General features: G+C 74.4%; 14 protein-coding genes. 5 read left to right on the forward strand and 9 right to left on the reverse strand.

The annotated features are described in order from the left end of the window. Window positions 1-6: 6 nt before the first annotated feature. The gene (locus ACI795_RS07140; RefSeq protein ID WP_457074715.1) at window positions 7-2331 is read left to right on the forward strand and encodes a SpoIIE family protein phosphatase; all 2325 of its coding nucleotides are present in this window, start codon (window positions 7-9) and stop codon (window positions 2329-2331) included. Between the two features lie 43 nt (window positions 2332-2374). On the opposite strand, the gene ACI795_RS07145 is transcribed toward ACI795_RS07140, so the two are convergent. The 8 genes from ACI795_RS07145 to ACI795_RS07180 all read right to left on the reverse strand — a co-directional run bounded on the left by ACI795_RS07145 (window position 2375) and on the right by ACI795_RS07180 (window position 10791). Further along, window positions 2375-2896, reverse strand: coding sequence for a flavin reductase family protein (locus tag ACI795_RS07145; protein ID WP_457074716.1), 522 nt, complete (start codon window positions 2894-2896; stop codon window positions 2375-2377). A 25-nt stretch (window positions 2897-2921) separates the two neighbouring features. Then, entirely contained in the window at window positions 2922-3860 is a 939-nt protein-coding gene (locus ACI795_RS07150; RefSeq protein WP_457074717.1) for a hydroxymethylglutaryl-CoA lyase, read from the reverse strand. A 37-nt stretch (window positions 3861-3897) separates the two neighbouring features. After that, complete coding sequence (locus ACI795_RS07155) at window positions 3898-4131, reverse strand: hypothetical protein (protein ID WP_457074719.1); 234 nt, start codon at window positions 4129-4131, stop codon at window positions 3898-3900. A 21-nt stretch (window positions 4132-4152) separates the two neighbouring features. Continuing rightward, window positions 4153-6390: an MMPL family transporter gene (locus tag ACI795_RS07160; RefSeq protein WP_457074720.1), complete on the reverse strand. Its 2238-nt coding sequence runs from the start codon at window positions 6388-6390 to the stop codon at window positions 4153-4155. A gap of 36 nt (window positions 6391-6426) precedes the next feature. Continuing rightward, window positions 6427-7053 (reverse strand): TetR/AcrR family transcriptional regulator, encoded by a 627-nt coding sequence (locus ACI795_RS07165; protein WP_457074721.1) that lies wholly within the window; start codon window positions 7051-7053, stop codon window positions 6427-6429. 108 nt (window positions 7054-7161) lie between these two features. After that, entirely contained in the window at window positions 7162-8310 is a 1149-nt protein-coding gene (locus tag ACI795_RS07170; RefSeq protein ID WP_457074722.1) for a hypothetical protein, read from the reverse strand. Continuing rightward, window positions 8300-8905, reverse strand: coding sequence for an RNA polymerase sigma factor (locus ACI795_RS07175; protein ID WP_457074763.1), 606 nt, complete (start codon window positions 8903-8905; stop codon window positions 8300-8302). The genes ACI795_RS07170 and ACI795_RS07175 overlap by 11 nt, the downstream gene beginning before the upstream one ends. Window positions 8906-9063: 158 nt before the next feature. Next, window positions 9064-10791 carry a glycerol-3-phosphate dehydrogenase/oxidase gene (locus tag ACI795_RS07180; RefSeq protein ID WP_457074723.1) on the reverse strand — a complete coding sequence of 576 codons (1728 nt, stop codon included), beginning with the start codon at window positions 10789-10791 and terminating at the stop codon, window positions 9064-9066. A gap of 109 nt (window positions 10792-10900) precedes the next feature. Between ACI795_RS07180 and ACI795_RS07185 the strand changes: the two genes are divergently transcribed. The 4 genes from ACI795_RS07185 (at window position 10901) to glpK (ACI795_RS07200) (ending at window position 15651) form a co-directional block, all read left to right on the forward strand. Then, window positions 10901-11662 carry an IclR family transcriptional regulator gene (locus ACI795_RS07185; protein WP_457074726.1) on the forward strand — a complete coding sequence of 254 codons (762 nt, stop codon included), beginning with the start codon at window positions 10901-10903 and terminating at the stop codon, window positions 11660-11662. Beyond that, on the forward strand, window positions 11659-13170 hold the full coding sequence (gene glpK, locus ACI795_RS07190; protein ID WP_457074728.1) for a glycerol kinase GlpK: 1512 nt from the start codon (window positions 11659-11661) through the stop codon (window positions 13168-13170). The genes ACI795_RS07185 and glpK (ACI795_RS07190) overlap by 4 nt, the downstream gene beginning before the upstream one ends. Before the next feature lie 145 nt (window positions 13171-13315). Next, a complete protein-coding gene (locus ACI795_RS07195) occupies window positions 13316-14053 on the forward strand; it encodes an MIP/aquaporin family protein (protein WP_457074729.1) in 738 nt (245 codons plus the stop codon). Between the two features lie 77 nt (window positions 14054-14130). After that, window positions 14131-15651: a glycerol kinase GlpK gene (gene glpK / locus ACI795_RS07200; RefSeq protein ID WP_457074730.1), complete on the forward strand. Its 1521-nt coding sequence runs from the start codon at window positions 14131-14133 to the stop codon at window positions 15649-15651. Between the two features lie 112 nt (window positions 15652-15763). Here the strand turns inward: glpK (ACI795_RS07200) and pgm are convergent, their stop codons facing one another. Then, a complete protein-coding gene (pgm, locus tag ACI795_RS07205; RefSeq protein ID WP_457074731.1) occupies window positions 15764-17398 on the reverse strand; it encodes a phosphoglucomutase (alpha-D-glucose-1,6-bisphosphate-dependent) in 1635 nt (544 codons plus the stop codon). Window positions 17399-17452: the final 54 nt, after the last annotated feature.

Consider the following 17452-nt stretch of genomic DNA (forward strand, 5'->3'; position numbering starts at 1 on the left):
AGACCGGTGAGATCCGGCGCCGACGTCCCGCCGGAGGCCGCAGCCGCCCTCGCCGGCACCGGTGCACCGGTGGTCGGCAGCGAGCGCAGCCACCAGGCCTCCCTCGTCGGCGCCGCCGAGGCCGCGGTCTCGGCGACCACCGGCGGCAACGGCGCGCAGGCCGTGCTGCCCGGGGTGCTGGCCGACGTCCCGGTGGCGGTGCTCGTCATCGACCAGCGCGACGGCACCGTGGTCTACGCCAACACCGCCGCGATCGACCTGGCCGGCAACCCGCGCCTGCCGCTGCCGATCGACACCTGGGGCGCCTCGGCCGGCCTCACCGACCTCACCGGTGCACCGCTGGCCAGCACCGGCAACCCGCTGTCCCACCTCGCGAGGGGCCGCCCGGTGACCGGCGAGGCGGTCCGGCTGTCCGCGCGCCGCAGCTCCGACGAGCTGCGCGCCGCCGCCGCGTCCGACGAGCCCGAGCAGCTGCTGTGGGTCACCGGCTTCCCGCTGTCCCGGGACAGCAGCGAGGAGCGGCTGTCCCTGGTGGTCTTCCTGCACCTGGACGAGGGCCACGATCTCGCCGACCCGGAGTCGCACCTGCAGGCGCTGCGCGACCGCGCCGTCGTCGCCACCGACATCGCCTTCACCATCACCGACCCGCGCCAGCCCGACGACCCGCTGGTCTGGGTCAACCCGTCGTTCAGCCGGATCACCGGCTACAGCCACGACGAGATCGTCGGGCGCAACTGCCGGTTCCTGCAGGGTCCGGCCACCGACGCCGGCCGGGTCACGGAGCTGCGGGAAGCGCTGGCGGCCCGCCAGCCGGTCACCACCACGCTGCTGAACTACCGCAAGGACGGCACGGCGTTCTGGAACCAGGTGTCCATCACGCCGGTGTTCGACGGCGAGGGCACGCTGGTCAGCTTCGTCGGAGTGCAGACCGACGTCACCGAGCGGGTGCGGGTGGAGGACGACCGGACCGCGGCCCTCGCCGCCGAACGGACCGCCCGGGAGGAGGCCGAGGCCGCCCGGCAGGAGGCCGAGGCCGCCCGGCAGGAGGCCGAGCGCGCCCGCGAGGCCGCGGAGCGGGCGCAGAGCCGGCTGGCGCTGATGGCCGAGGCCACCAGCACGCTCAGCGCGACCCTCGACCTCGACGACCTGCTCGACCGGCTCGCCTCGCTGTGCGTGCCCCTGCTGGCCGACTGGGTCTTCGTCACCCTGGTCGACGAGCACGGCACCGTCACCGGCACCTCGGCCGCCCACCGGCGGGGCCTCGCCGAGGAGCTGCGCCGTTTCGCCGCGCTGCGCATCGCAGACCTGCCCGAGGCAGCGCCCATCCGGCGGGTCCTGCGGTCCAGCGAGCCGGTCCTCGTCCCGGAGATCACCGACGAGATCCTGGTCCGGGCGGCGCCCGACCCCGCGCTGCGCGCGGTGATGGCCGAGCTGGGCACCTCCTCGCAGCTGACCGTGCCGCTGGTGGCGCGCCGCCGCACGCTCGGCGCGCTCACCCTGGTCGCGGAGACCCAGGACCGCCGGTTCGGGCCCGACGACGTCGACCTCGCCCGCGACCTGTCCCGCCGGGCTGCGATGGCGATGGACAACGTACGGCTGTACCAGCAGGAGCACTCGGTCGCCGAGACGCTGCAGCGCTCGCTGCTGCCCGAGCTGCCGGAGATCCCGGGGATCAGCGCCGCCGGGCAGTACGTCAGCGCCTCCACCGCGGCCGAGGTAGGCGGGGACTTCTACGACCTGCTGCACCTCCCCGACGGCTCGGTGGGGATCGCCATCGGCGACGTCGTCGGGCACGACATCGCCGCGGCCGCCGCGATGGGCCACCTGCGCGGGCTGCTGCGCGCCTGCGCCTGGGACGCCGGGGAGACCGACGCCGGCCGGGTGCTCGACCGCGTCGACGCCCTCGTCCAGGGGCTGCACCTGGCCCGGATGGCGACGATGGTCTACGCCCGGGCGGTGCCCCCGGTCGAGCCGGGCCACCCCTGGCAGCTGACCCTGGCCAACGCCGGGCACCCGCCGCTCGCGCTGCGCCGGCCGGATGGAGCGGTCGAGCTGCTCGACGGGGTCACCGGCCTGCTCATCGGCGTGGACGCCAGCGCGCAGCGCCGGTCGCAGACCTTCGAGGTGCCGGCCGGCTCGACCCTGGTGGCCTACACCGACGGGCTCATCGAGCGCCCCGGTGCGGACATGGACACCGGCATCGCCCTGCTGGTCGAGCGGCTCGCGGTCGCGCCGGCGGACGCACCCCCGGCGGAGCTCTGCGTCGCGGCCGTCGGGCCGAGCCCCGACCGGCGCGACGACATCGCCGTCATCGCCGTCCGGTTCGACTGACGAAGCCCCCCCGCGAGGGGGCCGCGCCAGTACGTCTCCGGCCTCAGCCCTGGTCGCGCAGGGCCTGCTGCAGGCCGTAGGCGCCGCGGTGGAACAGCAGCGGGGTGCGGCTGGCGTCGGCACCGAGGTCGAGCACCCGGGCGACGACGATCGTGTGGTCACCGCCGTCGTACTCGGCCCACAGCTCGCTGTCGATCCACGCCACCACGCCCTCGAGCATCGGGGACCCGTGCGGGCTGGCGGCCCAGGCGACCCCGGCGAACTTGTCGGTGCCGGAGCGGGCGAACTGGCGGGAGAGGTCGCTCTGGGCCTCGCTGAGCACGTTGACGCAGAACCGGCCCGCGTCGCGCAGCTGCGGCCAGGTGCGCGAGGTGCGGGCCGGTGCGAACGCGACCAGCGGCGGGTCGAGCGACAGCGAGCTGAACGACTGGCAGGTGAAGCCCACCGGCCCGTCCGGGCCCGCCGCGGTCACCACGGTCACGCCGGAGACGAAGTGCCCCAGCACGTCGCGCATCAGCTGGGGGTCGACCACCGGGGCGGGGACGTCGGCACTCACACCGGTCATCCCATCACGCCCCGGCGCTCCCGGCTCAGGACAGGTGGACCGGCCCCCGCGGCACCGACGGCCCGCCGGCCCGGTGCAGCGAGCTGGGCAGGGGGTGGCCGACCGCGCGCTCGGTGACGGCGGCGGCCGCCAGCAGCGCGGTCAGGTCGATGCCGGTGTCGACCTCGGCGTCGGTGAGCCAGTAGACGAGCTCCTCGGTGGCGATGTTGCCGCTGGCGCCCGGCGCGAACGGGCAGCCGCCCAGGCCGCCCACGGAGGCGTCGAGCTGGGTGACGCCGGCCTGCACGGCGGCGAGCGCGTTGGCCTGGCCGGTGCCGCGGGTGTCGTGGAAGTGCACGCCGACCGGGGTGCCCGGGCACGCCCGGCGGACGGCGTCGAGCAGCCGCACCACCCGGGCCGGCGTGGTGGTGCCGATGGTGTCGCCCAGGCAGAGCGCGTCGGCACCCCCGGTGACCGCGGCCCGGGCGACGTCCACGGTGCGGGCGATGGGGGTGCGGCCGTCGAAGGGGCAGTCCCAGGCGGTGGCGACCACCACCTCCAGCGAGCCGCCGGCGCCCTGCGCCAGCCCGGCGATCTCCCCCACGGCGGCGAGCGCCTCGGCGGTGGTGCGCCCGGCGTTGGCCCGGCTGTGCGAGTCGGCCGCCGAGACGACGTACTCCAGGTGCGGCACCCCGGCGTCGACCGCCCGCACCGCGCCTCGGGCGTTGGCCACGAGCGCGGAGAAGTGCACGCCCGGGAAGCGGTGCAGCTCGGCGGCCACCTGGTCGGCGTCGGCGAGCGCCGGCACGGCCTTCGGCGAGACGAACGAGGTGACCTCCACCCGGCGGACACCGGTGGCCACGATCGCCGCCAGCATCGCCAGCTTGTCGGCGAGCGGCAGCGGGTCCTCCAGCTGCAGGCCGTCGCGCATGCCGACCTCCCGGACGTCGACCGCCGTCGGCAGCACCAGGTCGAAGTCGTTCACGAGGTCATCCTGCACCGCTGGTTCCACGTGGAACGGGTCACGAGCCGTACTGGCAGACCCGGCACAGGCCCGTGTCGTCGGGGACGTCCTCGACCGGCACGACGCGCACCCAGGTGCCGCAGAGCGCCTGCACCTGCTCGTGCGACTCCCGGGCGGCCTCCCCGGGTCCGGCGGCGACGGCGTGCAGCGGGCCGGTGAACGCCTCCCCGGCGGGCTGGCCGGGGGCGGGTGGGGCAGGCGGGCGGGGTTCCCGTCCGACGAGGTTCGGCATGCGCCCAGCCTGCCCCACCGCTCAGCCGGCGACGGGCTCCGGGACCCGCTCGTCGTCCCGGGCGGTGAGCTTGGCGCCCTCGACGTCGAGGTCCGGCAGCACCCGGTCCAGCCAGCGCGGCAGCCACCAGGCCGAGCGGCCCAGCAGCGCGAGCACCGCGGGCACCAGCGTCATGCGGACGACGAAGGCGTCGACCAGGACACCGACGGCCAGCCCGAAGGCGATCGCCTTGACCGTGACGTCCTCGATGCTCACGAAGCTGGCGAACACCGAGAACATGATCAGCGCCGCGGCGACGACGACCCGGGACGCGTGGCGCATGCCGGCGACGACCGCTTCGCCCGGCTCCGCCCCGTGCACGTACTCCTCGCGCATCCGGGAGACGAGGAAGACCTCGTAGTCCATGGCGAGCCCGAAGAGCACGGCCATCAGCAGGATCGGCATGAAGCTGATCACCGGGCCGGTGGTCGGCACGCCGAAGACGTCCATGAGCCAGCCCCACTGGAAGACCGCGACGACGGCGCCGAAGGAGACGCCCACCGAGAGCAGGAAGCCCAGCGCGGCCTTGACCGGCACCAGGATCGAGCGGAAGACCAGCAGCAGCAGGACCAGCGCGAGGCCGACGACGACCAGGGTGAACGGCAGCAGCGCGTCGGCCAGCCGGTCGGAGACGTCGATGGCGACGGCGGTCTGCCCGGTCACCGAGACGTCCGCACCGGTCCGGTCCTCCAGGTCGGCGCCCAGGTCGCGCAGCGACCCGACCAGCTGGCTGGTCTCCTCGCTCTGCGGGCCGCTCTCCGGCACCACCGAGACGATCGCGGCGGTCCCGTCCGCGACCACCTGCGGTGCGGCGTAGGCGACGTCGTCCAGCCCGCCCGCGAACTCGCCCGGCGTGCCGGTCGGGGTGCCGCCGATGGCGGCCGCGGTCTCGCCGGCGGTCTGCTCGGCGGTGGCCGGGTCCAGCCCGTCGAGGAAGACCAGCAGCGGGCCGTTCACGCCCGGCCCGAAGTACTCGGCGATCGCGTCGTAGGCCTGCCGCTGCGGGGTCTCCTCACCGGCGCTGCTCGCATCGGGGAGGGCCAGCTGCAGCTGAGCGGCCGGGATCGAGCAGACGACCAGCGCGGCGAGCACGCCGAGCACGGTGAGCGCCGGGCGACGGGTGACCAGCCGGGCCCAGCGGGCGCCGCCGGTGCTGGCGGGGGCGTCGGCGTGCGCGGCCAGCGCCAGCTCGCGGCGGTGCGCCCGGGAGCCCGGTGCGGGGATCAGCCGCGCCCCGGCGAAGCCGAGCAGCGCGGGCACCAGGGTGAGCGCGACCAGCACGGCCACGGCCACGGTGCCGGCGGCGCCCAGGCCCATCACGGTGAGGAACGGGATGTTGACGACGGCCAGCCCGGACAGCGCGATGACGACGGTCAGGCCGGCGAAGACCACCGCGGAGCCCGCCGTCCCGGTGGCCCGGCCGGCGGACTCCTCGGGCGCCATCCCCTGGGCGAGCTGGGAGCGGTGCCGGCTGAGGATGAACAGCGTGTAGTCGATGCCGACGGCCAGGCCGATCATCAGCGCCAGGGTGGGCGCGGTGGAGGACAGGGTGATGACGCCGGAGAGCGCGAGCAGGCCGGTGAGCCCGATGCCCACCCCGACCAGCGCGATCAGCAGGTTCATCCCGGCGGCCAGCAGCGAGCCGAAGGTGACCACCAGGACGATCACCGCGACGACGACGCCGACCAGCTCCAGCGGGCCGACGGTGACCGCGCCGGCGTTGAACGCGCCCCCGCCGACCGCGACCTCCAGGCCGGCGTCCTCCGCCGGGGCGGTGGCCGCCTGCAGCTGCTCGAGCGCGTTCTCCTCGAGCTCCAGCGGACCGACGGAGTAGGTCACCGTCGCCAGCGCCGCCCGGCCGTCCGGGCTGATCTGCTGGGTGGTGAAGGGGTCCTGCACCGCGGCGACGTCGTCCACCTGCCCGGCGGCCGCCACCGCCGCGCCGATCGCCTGGGCGTACTGCGGATCGGCGACGGTGCTGCCGTCCGGGGCGATGAACACCAGGTCGGCGCTCGCCCCCGCGGCGGCGGGGGAGACCTCGCGGAGCTGGTTCAGCGCGGTCTGGGACTCCGAGCCGGGGATGGTGAACTCGTCGTCGAACTCGCCCCCCACGGTGAGGAAGAGCGCGACGACCGCGCCCAGCACGGCGACCCAGGCCGCGGTGAACAGCACGCGGTGGCGGTAGGCGGCACGGCCCAGCCGGTAGAGCAGGGTGGACATCGGTTCTCCTGGTCGGCGGATCTGCGGCGGGGAGGATCAGCGGGACGACGGCGCCGGTGCGACCGCCCCGCGGACGAGCGTGAGCAGGGCGGTGCGGCGCAGCGGCTCGAGGTCGCCCTCGGCGGTGAGCGACATGACGGTGAGCCCGCTGAGCAGCGCGGTGGCCGCCCCGATGAGGTCGGCGGCCGGCAGGGTGAAGGTCAGCCCCGCCTCGGCGGCCATCCGGTCGACCAGCGCGGCCAGCCGGCCGCCGACCTGCTCGTCGTGCCGGCGCAGCACCTCGGCGGCCTCGGGGTGGCGCGCGGCGTGCAGCGTGTACTCGGTGACCACCAGCGCCCAGGTCCGGTCGCAGCGGAAGGCGCCCAGCACCCGGTCGACCGCGGCGGCCAGCGGGTCGGGTTCGTCAGCGAGGCCGGTGAGGAGCTCGGCGACCCGGGCGAGGTCGCGCTCGACCTCGCGGGCCATGAGCGCCTCGAAGAGCTCGTCCTTGGTCTTGAAGCTGGAGTAGAAGGCGCCGCGGGTGAAGCCACCGCGGCTGCAGACGTCCTCCACGCTGGCGGCGGCGAAGCCCCGCTCGGCGAAGGTGTCCAGGGCGGCGTCCAGCAGCCGCTCGACGGTCGCCTCCCGGCGGCGCTTGGGCCGCTCCAGGTCGGTCGCCGTCACGATGCAGGACTGTATTGGATACAGCGCTGTATCGAGAACTCGAGACGGGTGTGACGTGCGTTGCCCCGGATGCCCGGTGCGCCCGCCTGGGAGCACCGGGCACCGGTGTCACGGGGTGTACGTGACCTGGTCGGCGATCTGGAGCACCTGATCCCGGGTCAGTGCGTCCGGGGCGACCAGCAGGAACAGCGACCCGTCCGGGAACTCACCCGCGACGTACCAGGCGACAAGGGCTCCACCGCCGGGCTGGGCGAGGACGAGCCGGGCCGGCCGCCCCTGGGCCGTCACCGTCTCCACCGGCTGGGCCGGCGCCATCCCCTCGAGCAGGTCGTCGATGGTCAGCCCGAAGCCGGGCAGGTACCGGCTCAGCTTGATCCGCTGTTCCGGGTCCACGTCGCTGGAGAGGTCGATGCTCCGGCTCTCCTCCAGGCTGTTCAGCGTCCAGCCGGCCGGGGCCAGCCCGAACTGCAGGTCGAGCGGCTGGGGGCGGTCGACGATCGACTCCGCAACACCCACGACCCCGTCCACGTCGCCGTAGGGGCCGTCACCCCGCACCAGGACCCACCAGCCGCCCGACCGGCGCCAGAGCAGGTCCGCGCTGTCACCGTCGGTGGCGACCTGCGCCTCGGCGCCGTCGACGGTGACCGTCCCGACGCGGGCACCCTCCACCGGCCACTCGCCGACGGCCCCCGTCTCCCGCGGGTCCTCGGGGTACAGGCTCAGGGTGAAGCCGTGCCCGTACCCGTCCTCGCCGGTGGGCCGGTAACTGGCGGTGTAGGTGAGCGGCTGGTCCTCGAACGGCGGCACCCCGCCCCACTGGCTGAACAGCGGCGTCAGCCCCTCGGGCACCGGGTCGAGGGACACCGGGAAGGCGATCTGCTCGGCCGCGACGAGGGAGACGCCGTCGGTCGGCGCCACCGTCGCACCTTCGGTCGGTACCGCCGTCCCACCACCCGGCCGCGGTGCGGGATCTGCCGGGGTGACCAGCACGGCCGTCGTCCACGCCGCGGCCACGGCGACCGCCGCCGTGCCGAGCCGGAGCACGGTCCGCCGGCGCGGGCGCCGGCGGTGCCGGGGCGCGGTACGCGCCTCGTGGGCGTCCGCGATGAGCTGACGGAGCGCGACCACCGTCGCCGGATCGGGGTCGGCGTCCGAGGTCAGGTGGGTGAGGAACTCCTCGGGCAACGGCGGGAGGTCGTCGTCGTCGATGCCGGCGGCATCGGCCAGGCGGGCGTCGAGCTCACGGTCACTGATCACGGTCGGCCTCCTGGCGGCCTGCGACGTGGGGGAGGGTGGTGCCGGGGGGAGCGGGGTCGGAGAGAGCGACACGCAGCCGGGCGCGGGCCCGGTGCAGCCGGACACGAGCGGTGCCCGGGCTGACACCGAGGGCCTCGGCGGCCTGCGCGGGCGTCAACCCCTCCCAGGCGATGAGCGTCACGAGCTCGCGGTCGGCAGGGGGGAGCCGGCCGAGCGCCTCGTGCACCTGCCGCACCTCGGCCCTGCCCTCGGAGAGCACCGACGGATCGGGCACCGTCACGTCGGCGAGGGCCTGGCCCAGTCGCTCACCGAGCCGACCCGTGCGGACGCTGCTCCGGGTGGCTTTGGCCAGGCAGCGCCGGGCGATGCCGAAGAGCCACGGCCGCACCTCCAGCGGATCCGCCGGCATGTCGGCCCGACGTCGCCAGGCGGTCGCGAACGTCTCCGCGACCGCGTCCAGGGCATCCTCGCGGGACTCCGCGCGGCGCAGCGCGTACCCGAGGACGGCGGTCCCGGAGGTGCGGTAGGCGTCCTCGAAGAGCTCTTCGGCGGACGCGGGCGGGTGGTCGGGCCTGGGCGGCGGCTGCCCCTGCATGGCGATCACACAGTGACATGTCCGGTACCGGCAGTTCGTTACAGGGCCCGTCCGTTGCCGCGCGGCCGATCGCCGTCCTGGCTCAGCCCCGGTGCTCCTGGCTCACGCCGCACCGTGAGCCAGGAGCACCCACGATCAGCTGCCCTGATCCCGGGCGTTCAGTCGGGAGTGCGGCCGACCAGGACGGCGCGGGTGTCCGGCGCGGCGATCCGGGCGGCGTCGGCCGCCTGGTCGTCGGGGGCGGCCTGGGAGCGGCGCTCGGCCTCCACCCGGGCGGCGTAGCCCTCGACCTCGGCGGTGACCCGGTCCTCGCCCCAGCCCAGCGACGCGGCGACCGCGCGGGCCACCGGCTCGGCCGACTCCACCCCGCGGTGCGCGGTCTCGATGGAGATCCGGGTGCGGCGCGCCAGCAGGTCGTCCAGGTGCAGCGCGCCCTCGTGCTCGACGCCCCAGACCATCTCGACCATCAGGTACTCCTCGGCCCCGGGCACCGGCTCCAGCAGCTCGGGCCGGTCGGCGGCCAGCTCCAGCACCTGGGGGGTGAGCGACCCGAAGCGGTTGAGCAGGTGCTCGGCGCGGAACCGGGCGATGCCCCAGCGCTCGGCGAGCCCGTCGAGGGAGTTGACCATCGCCGCGTAGCCCTCGGCGCCGACCAGCGGGATGTTCTCGGTGACACTGGGCGGCACCGGCCGGGTGACGTCGTCGGCGACGGCGTCGACCGCGTCGGCGGCCATCGGCCGGTAGGTCGTGTACTTGCCGCCGGCGACGGCGATCACGCCGGGCATCGGCCGGGCGACGGCGTGCTCGCGGGAGAGCTGGCTGGTCGACTCGCTCTCCCCGGACAGCAGCGGGCGCAGCCCGGCGTACACCCCGGTGATGTCCCCGTGCGTCAGCGGCACCGACAGCACCTCGTTGACGTGCTCGAGGATGTAGTCGATGTCGGCCTTGCTCGCCGCCGGGTGGGCCTTGTCCAGCTCCCAGTCGGTGTCCGTCGTCCCGACGATCCAGTGGCTGCCCCACGGGATGACGAACAGCACCGACTTCTCGGTGCGCAGGATCAGCCCGGTCTCGCCGTTGATCCGGTCGCGGGGGACGACGATGTGCACGCCCTTGCTGGCCCGCACGTGGAACCGGCCCCGGCCGCCGACCATGGTCTGCACGTCGTCGGTCCACACCCCGGTGGCGTTGACGACCACCTCGGTGCGGACCTCGACCTCCTGCCCGGTCTCCACGTCGCGGACCCGGGCGCCGACGACCCGGCCACCGGCGTGGACGAAGGAGACCACCTCGGCGGAGTTCAGCACGGTGGCGCCGTAGGCGGCGGCGGTGAGCGCCACCGTCAGGGTGTGCCGGGCGTCGTCGGCCTGGGCGTCGTAGTAGCGGATCGCGCCGACGAGCGCGTCGGGCTTGAGCGCCGGGAACAGCCGGCGGGCGCCGGTGCGGGTGAGGTGCTTCTGCCCGGGCATCGGCTCGGCCAGCGCACCCAGGCGGGCCAGCCCGTCGTAGAGGGTCAGCCCGGCGGTGACGTAGGGCCGCTCCCAGTGACGGGTCAGCGGGTAGAGGAACGGCACCGGCTTGACCAGGTGCGGGGCGATCCGGTTCACCGACAGGTCCCGCTCGTGCAGCGCCTCCCGGACCAGGCCGAAGTCGAACTGCTCCAGGTAGCGGAGCCCGCCGTGGAACAGCTTCGACGAGCGCGACGACGTGCCGCTGGCGAAGTCACGCGCCTCGACCAGCGCGGTCCGCAGGCCGCGGGTCGCGGCGTCGAGGGCCACACCGGCACCGGTCACCCCGCCACCGACGACGAGCACGTCGTACTGCTGTTCGGCCAGTTCGGCCCAGGAGCGGGCCCGCTGCTGCGGGCCGAGCGGGGGGACTGCGGTCATTCCGACACCTCCGGCGGGGACTCGTCCGGCGTCCACGGTAGGTCTGGCGTGCACACCCGTCGATCCCGGCTGTTCGACATGGTCGGACAACGCCCGTAGCGTCCGGTTCGTGCCCGGGAGCGTGCAGGCGGTCGAGCGCGCCGCCGCGATCCTGCAGGCCATCGCGGGCGCCGGCGGCCGGGTGGGGGTCACCGAGCTGGCGGCGGCGGTCGGCCTGCCCAAGACGACCACGCACGGCCTGCTGCGAACCCTCCTGGCGGTCGGCTTCGTGGAGCAGGACGCCGACACCGGCCGTTACGGGCTGGGCGCGGGGGTCCTCGGTCTGGGCACGCACCGGCCCGACGTCAACGAGCTGCGCTCCCGCGCCTCCAACTGGACCGACTCGCTGGCCGCCCGCAGCGGCTGCGCCGTGCGGCTGGGCACGCTGGCCGGCTCCGGTGTGCTCGTCGTCCACCACGTCTTCCGGCCCGACGACTCCGCCCAGGAGCTGGAGGTGGGGTGCCGGCTGCCGGTGCACGCCACGGCGCTGGGCAAGGTGCTGCTCGCCGGTCGCCCGGGGGCCCCGGCGCTGCCGGCGGGCACGGAGCTGACCCGCTTCACCACCGCCACCTGCACCGACCCGGCGGCCCTGACCGCCGAGCTGCACGGCGTCCGGACCCGCGGCTGGGGCGCGCAGCGCGAGGAGCACACCCCGGGCACCGCGGCGCTGGCCGCCCCGGTCCGCGGCGCCGGCGGCGTCGTGGTGTGCGCGCTGGGGGTCAGCGGCCCCGTCGAGTCGGTGCTCGGGCCGGGCGGGCAGCCCCGCCCCGCACTGCTCACCGTCCTGCTCGACGCCGCGGCGGCGGTCTCCCGCGAGCTGGCGCAGCCGTGATCGAGCGCTACGTGCTGGCGATCGACCAGGGCACCACCTCCACCCGGTCGATCGTCTTCGACCGGGGCGGCCGGCTGGTGGCCGTGCGGCAGAAGGAGCACCGGCAGCACTTCCCCCGGCCCGGCTGGGTGGAGCACGACCCCGAGGAGATCTGGGCGAACACCCAGCTCACCGCCGCGCAGGCACTGCGCGACGTCACCGCCGGGCCGGGGGAGGTGGTGGCGCTGGGCATCGCCAACCAGCGGGAGACGACGGTGGTCTGGGAGCGGGCCACCGGCCGGCCGGTCCTGCCTGCGCTGGTCTGGCAGGACACCCGCACCGGGGCGCTGGTCGACGAGCTCTGCCGCCGGCCGGGGTCGGCGACGGTCCGGGAGCGCACCGGCCTGGAGATCGCCGGGTACTTCGCGGGCCCCCGGCTCCGCTGGATCCTCGACGCGGTGCCCGGCGCCCGGGAGCGCGCCGAACGCGGCGAGCTGCTGTTCGGCACCATGGAGAGCTGGCTGGTCTGGAACCTCACCGGCGGGGTCGCCGGCGGCGTCCACGTCACCGACGTGACCAACGCCAGCCGCACGCTGCTGATGGACGTGCACACCTGCCGGTGGGACCCCGACCTGCTGGCCTTCTTCGACGTGCCGGCCGCGATGCTGCCGGAGATCCGCCCGTCGGTGGGCGTGCTCGGGCAGGCCACGGCGCTCCCGGTGCCCGTGCCGATCGGCGGGGCGCTCGGCGACCAGCAGGCGGCGCTGTTCGGGCAGACCTGCTTCGCCCCGGGCGAGACCAAGTGCACCTACGGCACCGGCAGCTTCCTGCTGCAGAACACCGGCACCGAGCTGGTCCGCTCGGGCAACGGGCTGATCAGCACCGTCGCCTACCAGCTGGCCGGCGAGCCGGTGCACTACGCGCTGGAGGGGTCGATCGCGGTCACCGGGGCGCTGGTGCAGTGGCTGCGCGACGGGCTGGGGCTGATCGGCTCCGCCGCGGAGGTGGAGACGCTGGCCCGCACGGTCTCCGACAACGGCGGCTGCTACGTCGTCCCGGCCTTCTCCGGGCTGCTCGCGCCGCACTGGCGGGGCGAGGCCCGCGGGCTGGTCGCCGGCCTCACGTCCTACGTCACCAGGGGGCACCTGGCCCGGGCCGCGCTGGAGGCCACCGGCTGGCAGACCCGGGACGTCGTGCGGGCGATGGAGGCCGACTCGGGGCTGCACCTGGCGGCGCTGCGGGTGGACGGGGGGATGACCACCAACACGCTGCTCATGCAGTTCCTGGCCGATGCGCTGGACAGCCCGGTGGTGCGGCCGATGGTGGGGGAGACGGTCTCGCTGGGCGCGGCCTACGCCGCGGGGCTGGCCGTGGGCACCTGGTCGGACACCGAGGCGCTGCGGCGGAACTGGCACCGGGCGGCCCAGTGGTCCCCCCGGCCCGAGCGGGTGGCCGCGGTGGACGCGCAGTACCCGTCGTGGGAGCGCGCGGTCCAGCTGAGCATCGCCTGGGGCGAGACCGGCCGCTGACGGCCCACGCCACTCTGTTCGACATCGTCGGACGGCGCGCGTTGTCCGGGTCCGAGAGGTGTGAATACGGTCACCCGGCCCGTCGCGTCCGGCCCGATCCGGAGCGCCGCGGCACCCACATCACCGTCGATGAGGAGAACCCCGCGTGGAACTCAGCTTGTGGACAGTCTTCGGCAGCGAACTCGTGGGGACGTTCTTCCTGCTGCTGCTCGGTGTCGGCGTGGTCGCCAACGTGGCCCTGGCCAAGACCTACGGCAACGGCGGCGGCATCATCACGATCGCCTTCGGCTGGGGGCTCGCCGTCTTCGCCGGCGTCTACGCCGCGGCCAGCTCCGGCGCCCACATCAACCCGGCGGTGACCGTCGGGCTGTGGGCCAGCGGCGCCGACGAGTACGCCCCGGGGGTGCCGATCACCTGGGCGTCCACCGCCGTCTACGTCGTCGCCCAGCTGCTGGGGGCCTTCCTCGGCGCCGTCGGTGCCTGGGCGGCCTACCGCCGGCACTACGACGACCCGGAGAACGGGCCGGGCTCGGCGCTGGGCACCTTCTCCACCAACGCCGCCATCCGCAGCATCCCGGACAACCTGGTCACCGAGGTCCTGGGCACGTTCGTGCTGGTCTACATCGTGCTGCGGTTCGGGGACACCCCGACCGAGCTCGGCCCGCTCGCCGTCGCCCTGCTGGTCGTCGGCATCGGGGTCTCCCTCGGTGGCCCGACCGGGTACGCCATCAACCCCGCCCGCGACCTGGGCCCGCGCATCGCCCACGCCGTCCTGCCCATCCGGGGCAAGGGCGACAGCAACTGGGGCTACGCCTGGGTGCCGATCATCGGCCCGCTGGTCGGCGCGCTGCTCGCCGGCTGGTTCGCCCACGTCTCGATCTGACGCCGCCCCCCCTACCGCCGCGCACCACCCGCGGGCCAAGATGGCCGTCTTGGCCCCTCACCGTCGAGGAGGACCCCATGGCCGCTCAGTACGTCGCCGCCATCGACCAGGGCACCACCAGCACCCGTTGCATGCTCTTCGACCACGACGGCACGGTCGTCTCGGTCGGCCAGAAGGAGCACCAGCAGATCTTCCCGCGGGCCGGCTGGGTCGAGCACGACGCGATGGAGATCTGGCGCAACACCCGGGAGGTCGTCGGCCAGGCGATCGCCCGCAGTGACGCCGGCACCTCCGACATCGTCGCCGTCGGCATCACCAACCAGCGCGAGACCGCCGTCGTCTGGGACCGGAAGACCGGTGAGCCGGTACACAACGCCATCGTCTGGCAGGACACCCGGACCCAGAGGATCTGCGACGACCTCGCCGCCCTCGGCGGCGGCGCCGACCGGTACAAGGACACCGTCGGGCTGCCGCTGGCCACCTACTTCGCCGGCCCCAAGGTGAAGTGGATCCTGGACAACGTCGACGGCGCCCGAGAGCGCGCCGAGCGCGGCGACCTGCTGATGGGCACGATCGACTCCTGGCTGATGTGGAACATGACCGGGGGCACCGACGGCGGGCTGCACCTCACCGACGTCTCCAACGCCTCGCGCACGATGCTGATGGACTACCGGAAGCTCAGCTGGGACTCCTCGATCGCCGAGGAGATGGGCATCCCGATGTCCATGCTGCCGGAGATCCGGTCCAACTCCGAGGAGTACGGGAAGGGCCGCAAGGCCGGCTTCCTGGCCGGCGTGCCCATCGCCGGGTCGCTGGGCGACCAGCAGGCGGCGACGTTCGGGCAGGTCTGCTTCGAGCGCGGGATGGCCAAGAACACCTACGGCACCGGCAACTTCATGCTGCTCAACACCGGCGAGGAGGCGGTGCCGTCGGAGAACGGCCTGCTCACCACGCTGTGCTACCAGCTCGGCGACGCCAAGCCGGTCTACGCGCTGGAGGGGTCGATCGCGGTCACCGGGTCACTGGTGCAGTGGGTCCGGGACAACCTCGGCATGATCAAGAACGCGCCGGAGATCGAGGACCTGGCGCGCTCGGTCGACGACAACGGCGGCGCCTACTTCGTGCCGGCCTTCTCCGGGCTGTTCGCCCCGCACTGGCGCTCGGACGCCCGCGGCGCCGTCGTCGGGCTCACCCGGTACGTCAACAAGGGCCACCTGGCCCGCGCCGTCCTGGAGGCGACCGCGTACCAGACCCGCGAGGTGCTCGATGCGATGAACGCCGACTCCGGCGTCGACCTCACCGAGCTGCGGGTCGACGGTGGCATGGTCGGCAACGAGCTGCTGATGCAGTTCCAGGCCGACCTGCTCGGCGTCCCGGTGATCCGGCCGAAGATCCCGGAGACGACGGCGCTGGGTGCTGCCTACGCCGCCGGGCTCGCCGTCGGCTTCTGGTCCGACCTCGACGAGCTCAGCGCCAAGTGGGCCGAGGACAAGCGGTGGGACCCGCAGATGGCCGAGGACCAGCGGGAGAAGTACCACCGGCAGTGGCAGAAGGCGGTCACCAAGAGCCTGGACTGGGTCGACGAGGACGACGACTGACGAAGGGCCCCGCTGAGCGGGCGGCGCGCTTCCCACGCTCTCGCTGCGCATTCCACGTGCCGCAGCGCGTGGAACCCGGACGGAGAGCGTGGGAAGCGGCGCCGGGCGGGGGTCAGCCGGCGAGGGCGGCCGACACGACGGCCTTGGCCTCCTCCTGCACCTGCGCGAGGTGGTCGGCGCCACGGAAGGACTCGGCGTAGACCTTGTAGACGTCCTCGGTGCCCGAGGGGCGGGCGGCGAACCAGGCGTTCTCCGTGGTGACCTTCAGCCCGCCGATCGCGGCGTCGTTGCCGGGGGCCCTGGTGAGCTTGGCGGTGATCGGCTCACCGGCCAGCTCGGTGGCGGTGACCGCCTCGGGGGAGAGCTTGCCCAGCTTGGCCTTCTCCTCCCGGGTGGCCGCCGCGTCGACCCGGGCGTAGGCCGAGGCGCCGAACCGTTCCGTCAGTGACGCATGCAGCTGCGACGGCGAGCTGCCGGTGACCGCCTGGATCTCCGAGGCCAGCAGGGCGAGCAGGATGCCGTCCTTGTCCGTCGTCCAGACCCCGCCGTCCCGGCGCAGGAACGACGCACCCGCGGACTCCTCGCCGCCGAACCCGACCGAGCCGTCGAGCAGGCCGGGCACGAACCACTTGAAGCCGACCGGCACCTCGACCAGCCGCCGGCCGAGGTCGGCGACCACCCGGTCGATGAGGGACGACGACACCAGCGTCTTGCCGACGGCGGTCCCGGCGCTCCACTCCGGCCGGTGGCTGAACAGGTAGGAGATCGCCACCGCGAGGAAGTGGTTGGGGTTCATCAACCCGCCGTCGGGGGTGACGATGCCGTGCCGGTCGGCGTCGGCGTCGTTCCCCGTCGCGATCGAGAACTCGTCCTTGCGGCCGATCAGGGAGGCCATCGCCGACGGGGAGGAGCAGTCCATCCGGATCTTGCCGTCCCAGTCCAGCGTCATGAACCGCCACGTGGCGTCGACCAGCGGGTTGACCACGGTCAGGTCCAGGCCGTGCCGCTCGGCGATCTCCCCCCAGTAGGCGACGCTCGCGCCACCCAGCGGGTCGGCGCCGATGCGCACCCCGGCGTCCTTCACCGCAGCCAGGTCCAGGACGTTGGGCAGGTCGTCGACGTAGCTGCCGAGGAAGTCGTAGGACTGCGCCGCGGCACGGGCCCGGGCGAACGGGATGCGCCGGACGCCGTCCAGGCCGTTGGCCAGCAGCTCGTTGGCCCGCTTCGCGATCCAGCCGGTGGCGTCGGTGTCGGCCGGGCCGCCGGACGGCGGGTTGTACTTGAAGCCGCCGTCCCGGGGCGGGTTGTGCGACGGGGTGACGACGATGCCGTCCGCCAGGCCGCTGGTCTTCCCCCGGTTGGCGGTGAGGATCGCGTGGCTGACCGCCGGGGTGGGCGTGTACCCGTCCCGGGAGTCGACCAGCACGGTGACGTCGTTGGCAGCGAGGACCTCCAGGGCGCTGACCCAGGCCGGCTCGGAGAGCCCGTGGGTGTCCCGGCCGATGAACAGCGGCCCGTCGAAGCCCTGCTGGGCGCGGTACTCGCAGATGGCCTGGGTGGTGGCGAGGATGTGCGGCTCGTTGAACGCCCCGTCCAGCGACGAGCCGCGGTGCCCCGACGTCCCGAACACGACCTGCTGGGCGACGTCGGCCGGGTCCGGCTCGATCGCGTAGTAGGCGGTGACCAGGTGGGGGACGTCGACCAGGTCACTGGGCTGGGCAGGCAGGCCGGCGCGGTTCGAGCTCATGGGCCGATCTTGACCCGGTGGGGGCCACTCGCGCGACCGGGACCATCCCGTCGG

This window comes from Modestobacter sp. SYSU DS0290 (assembly GCF_054050955.1).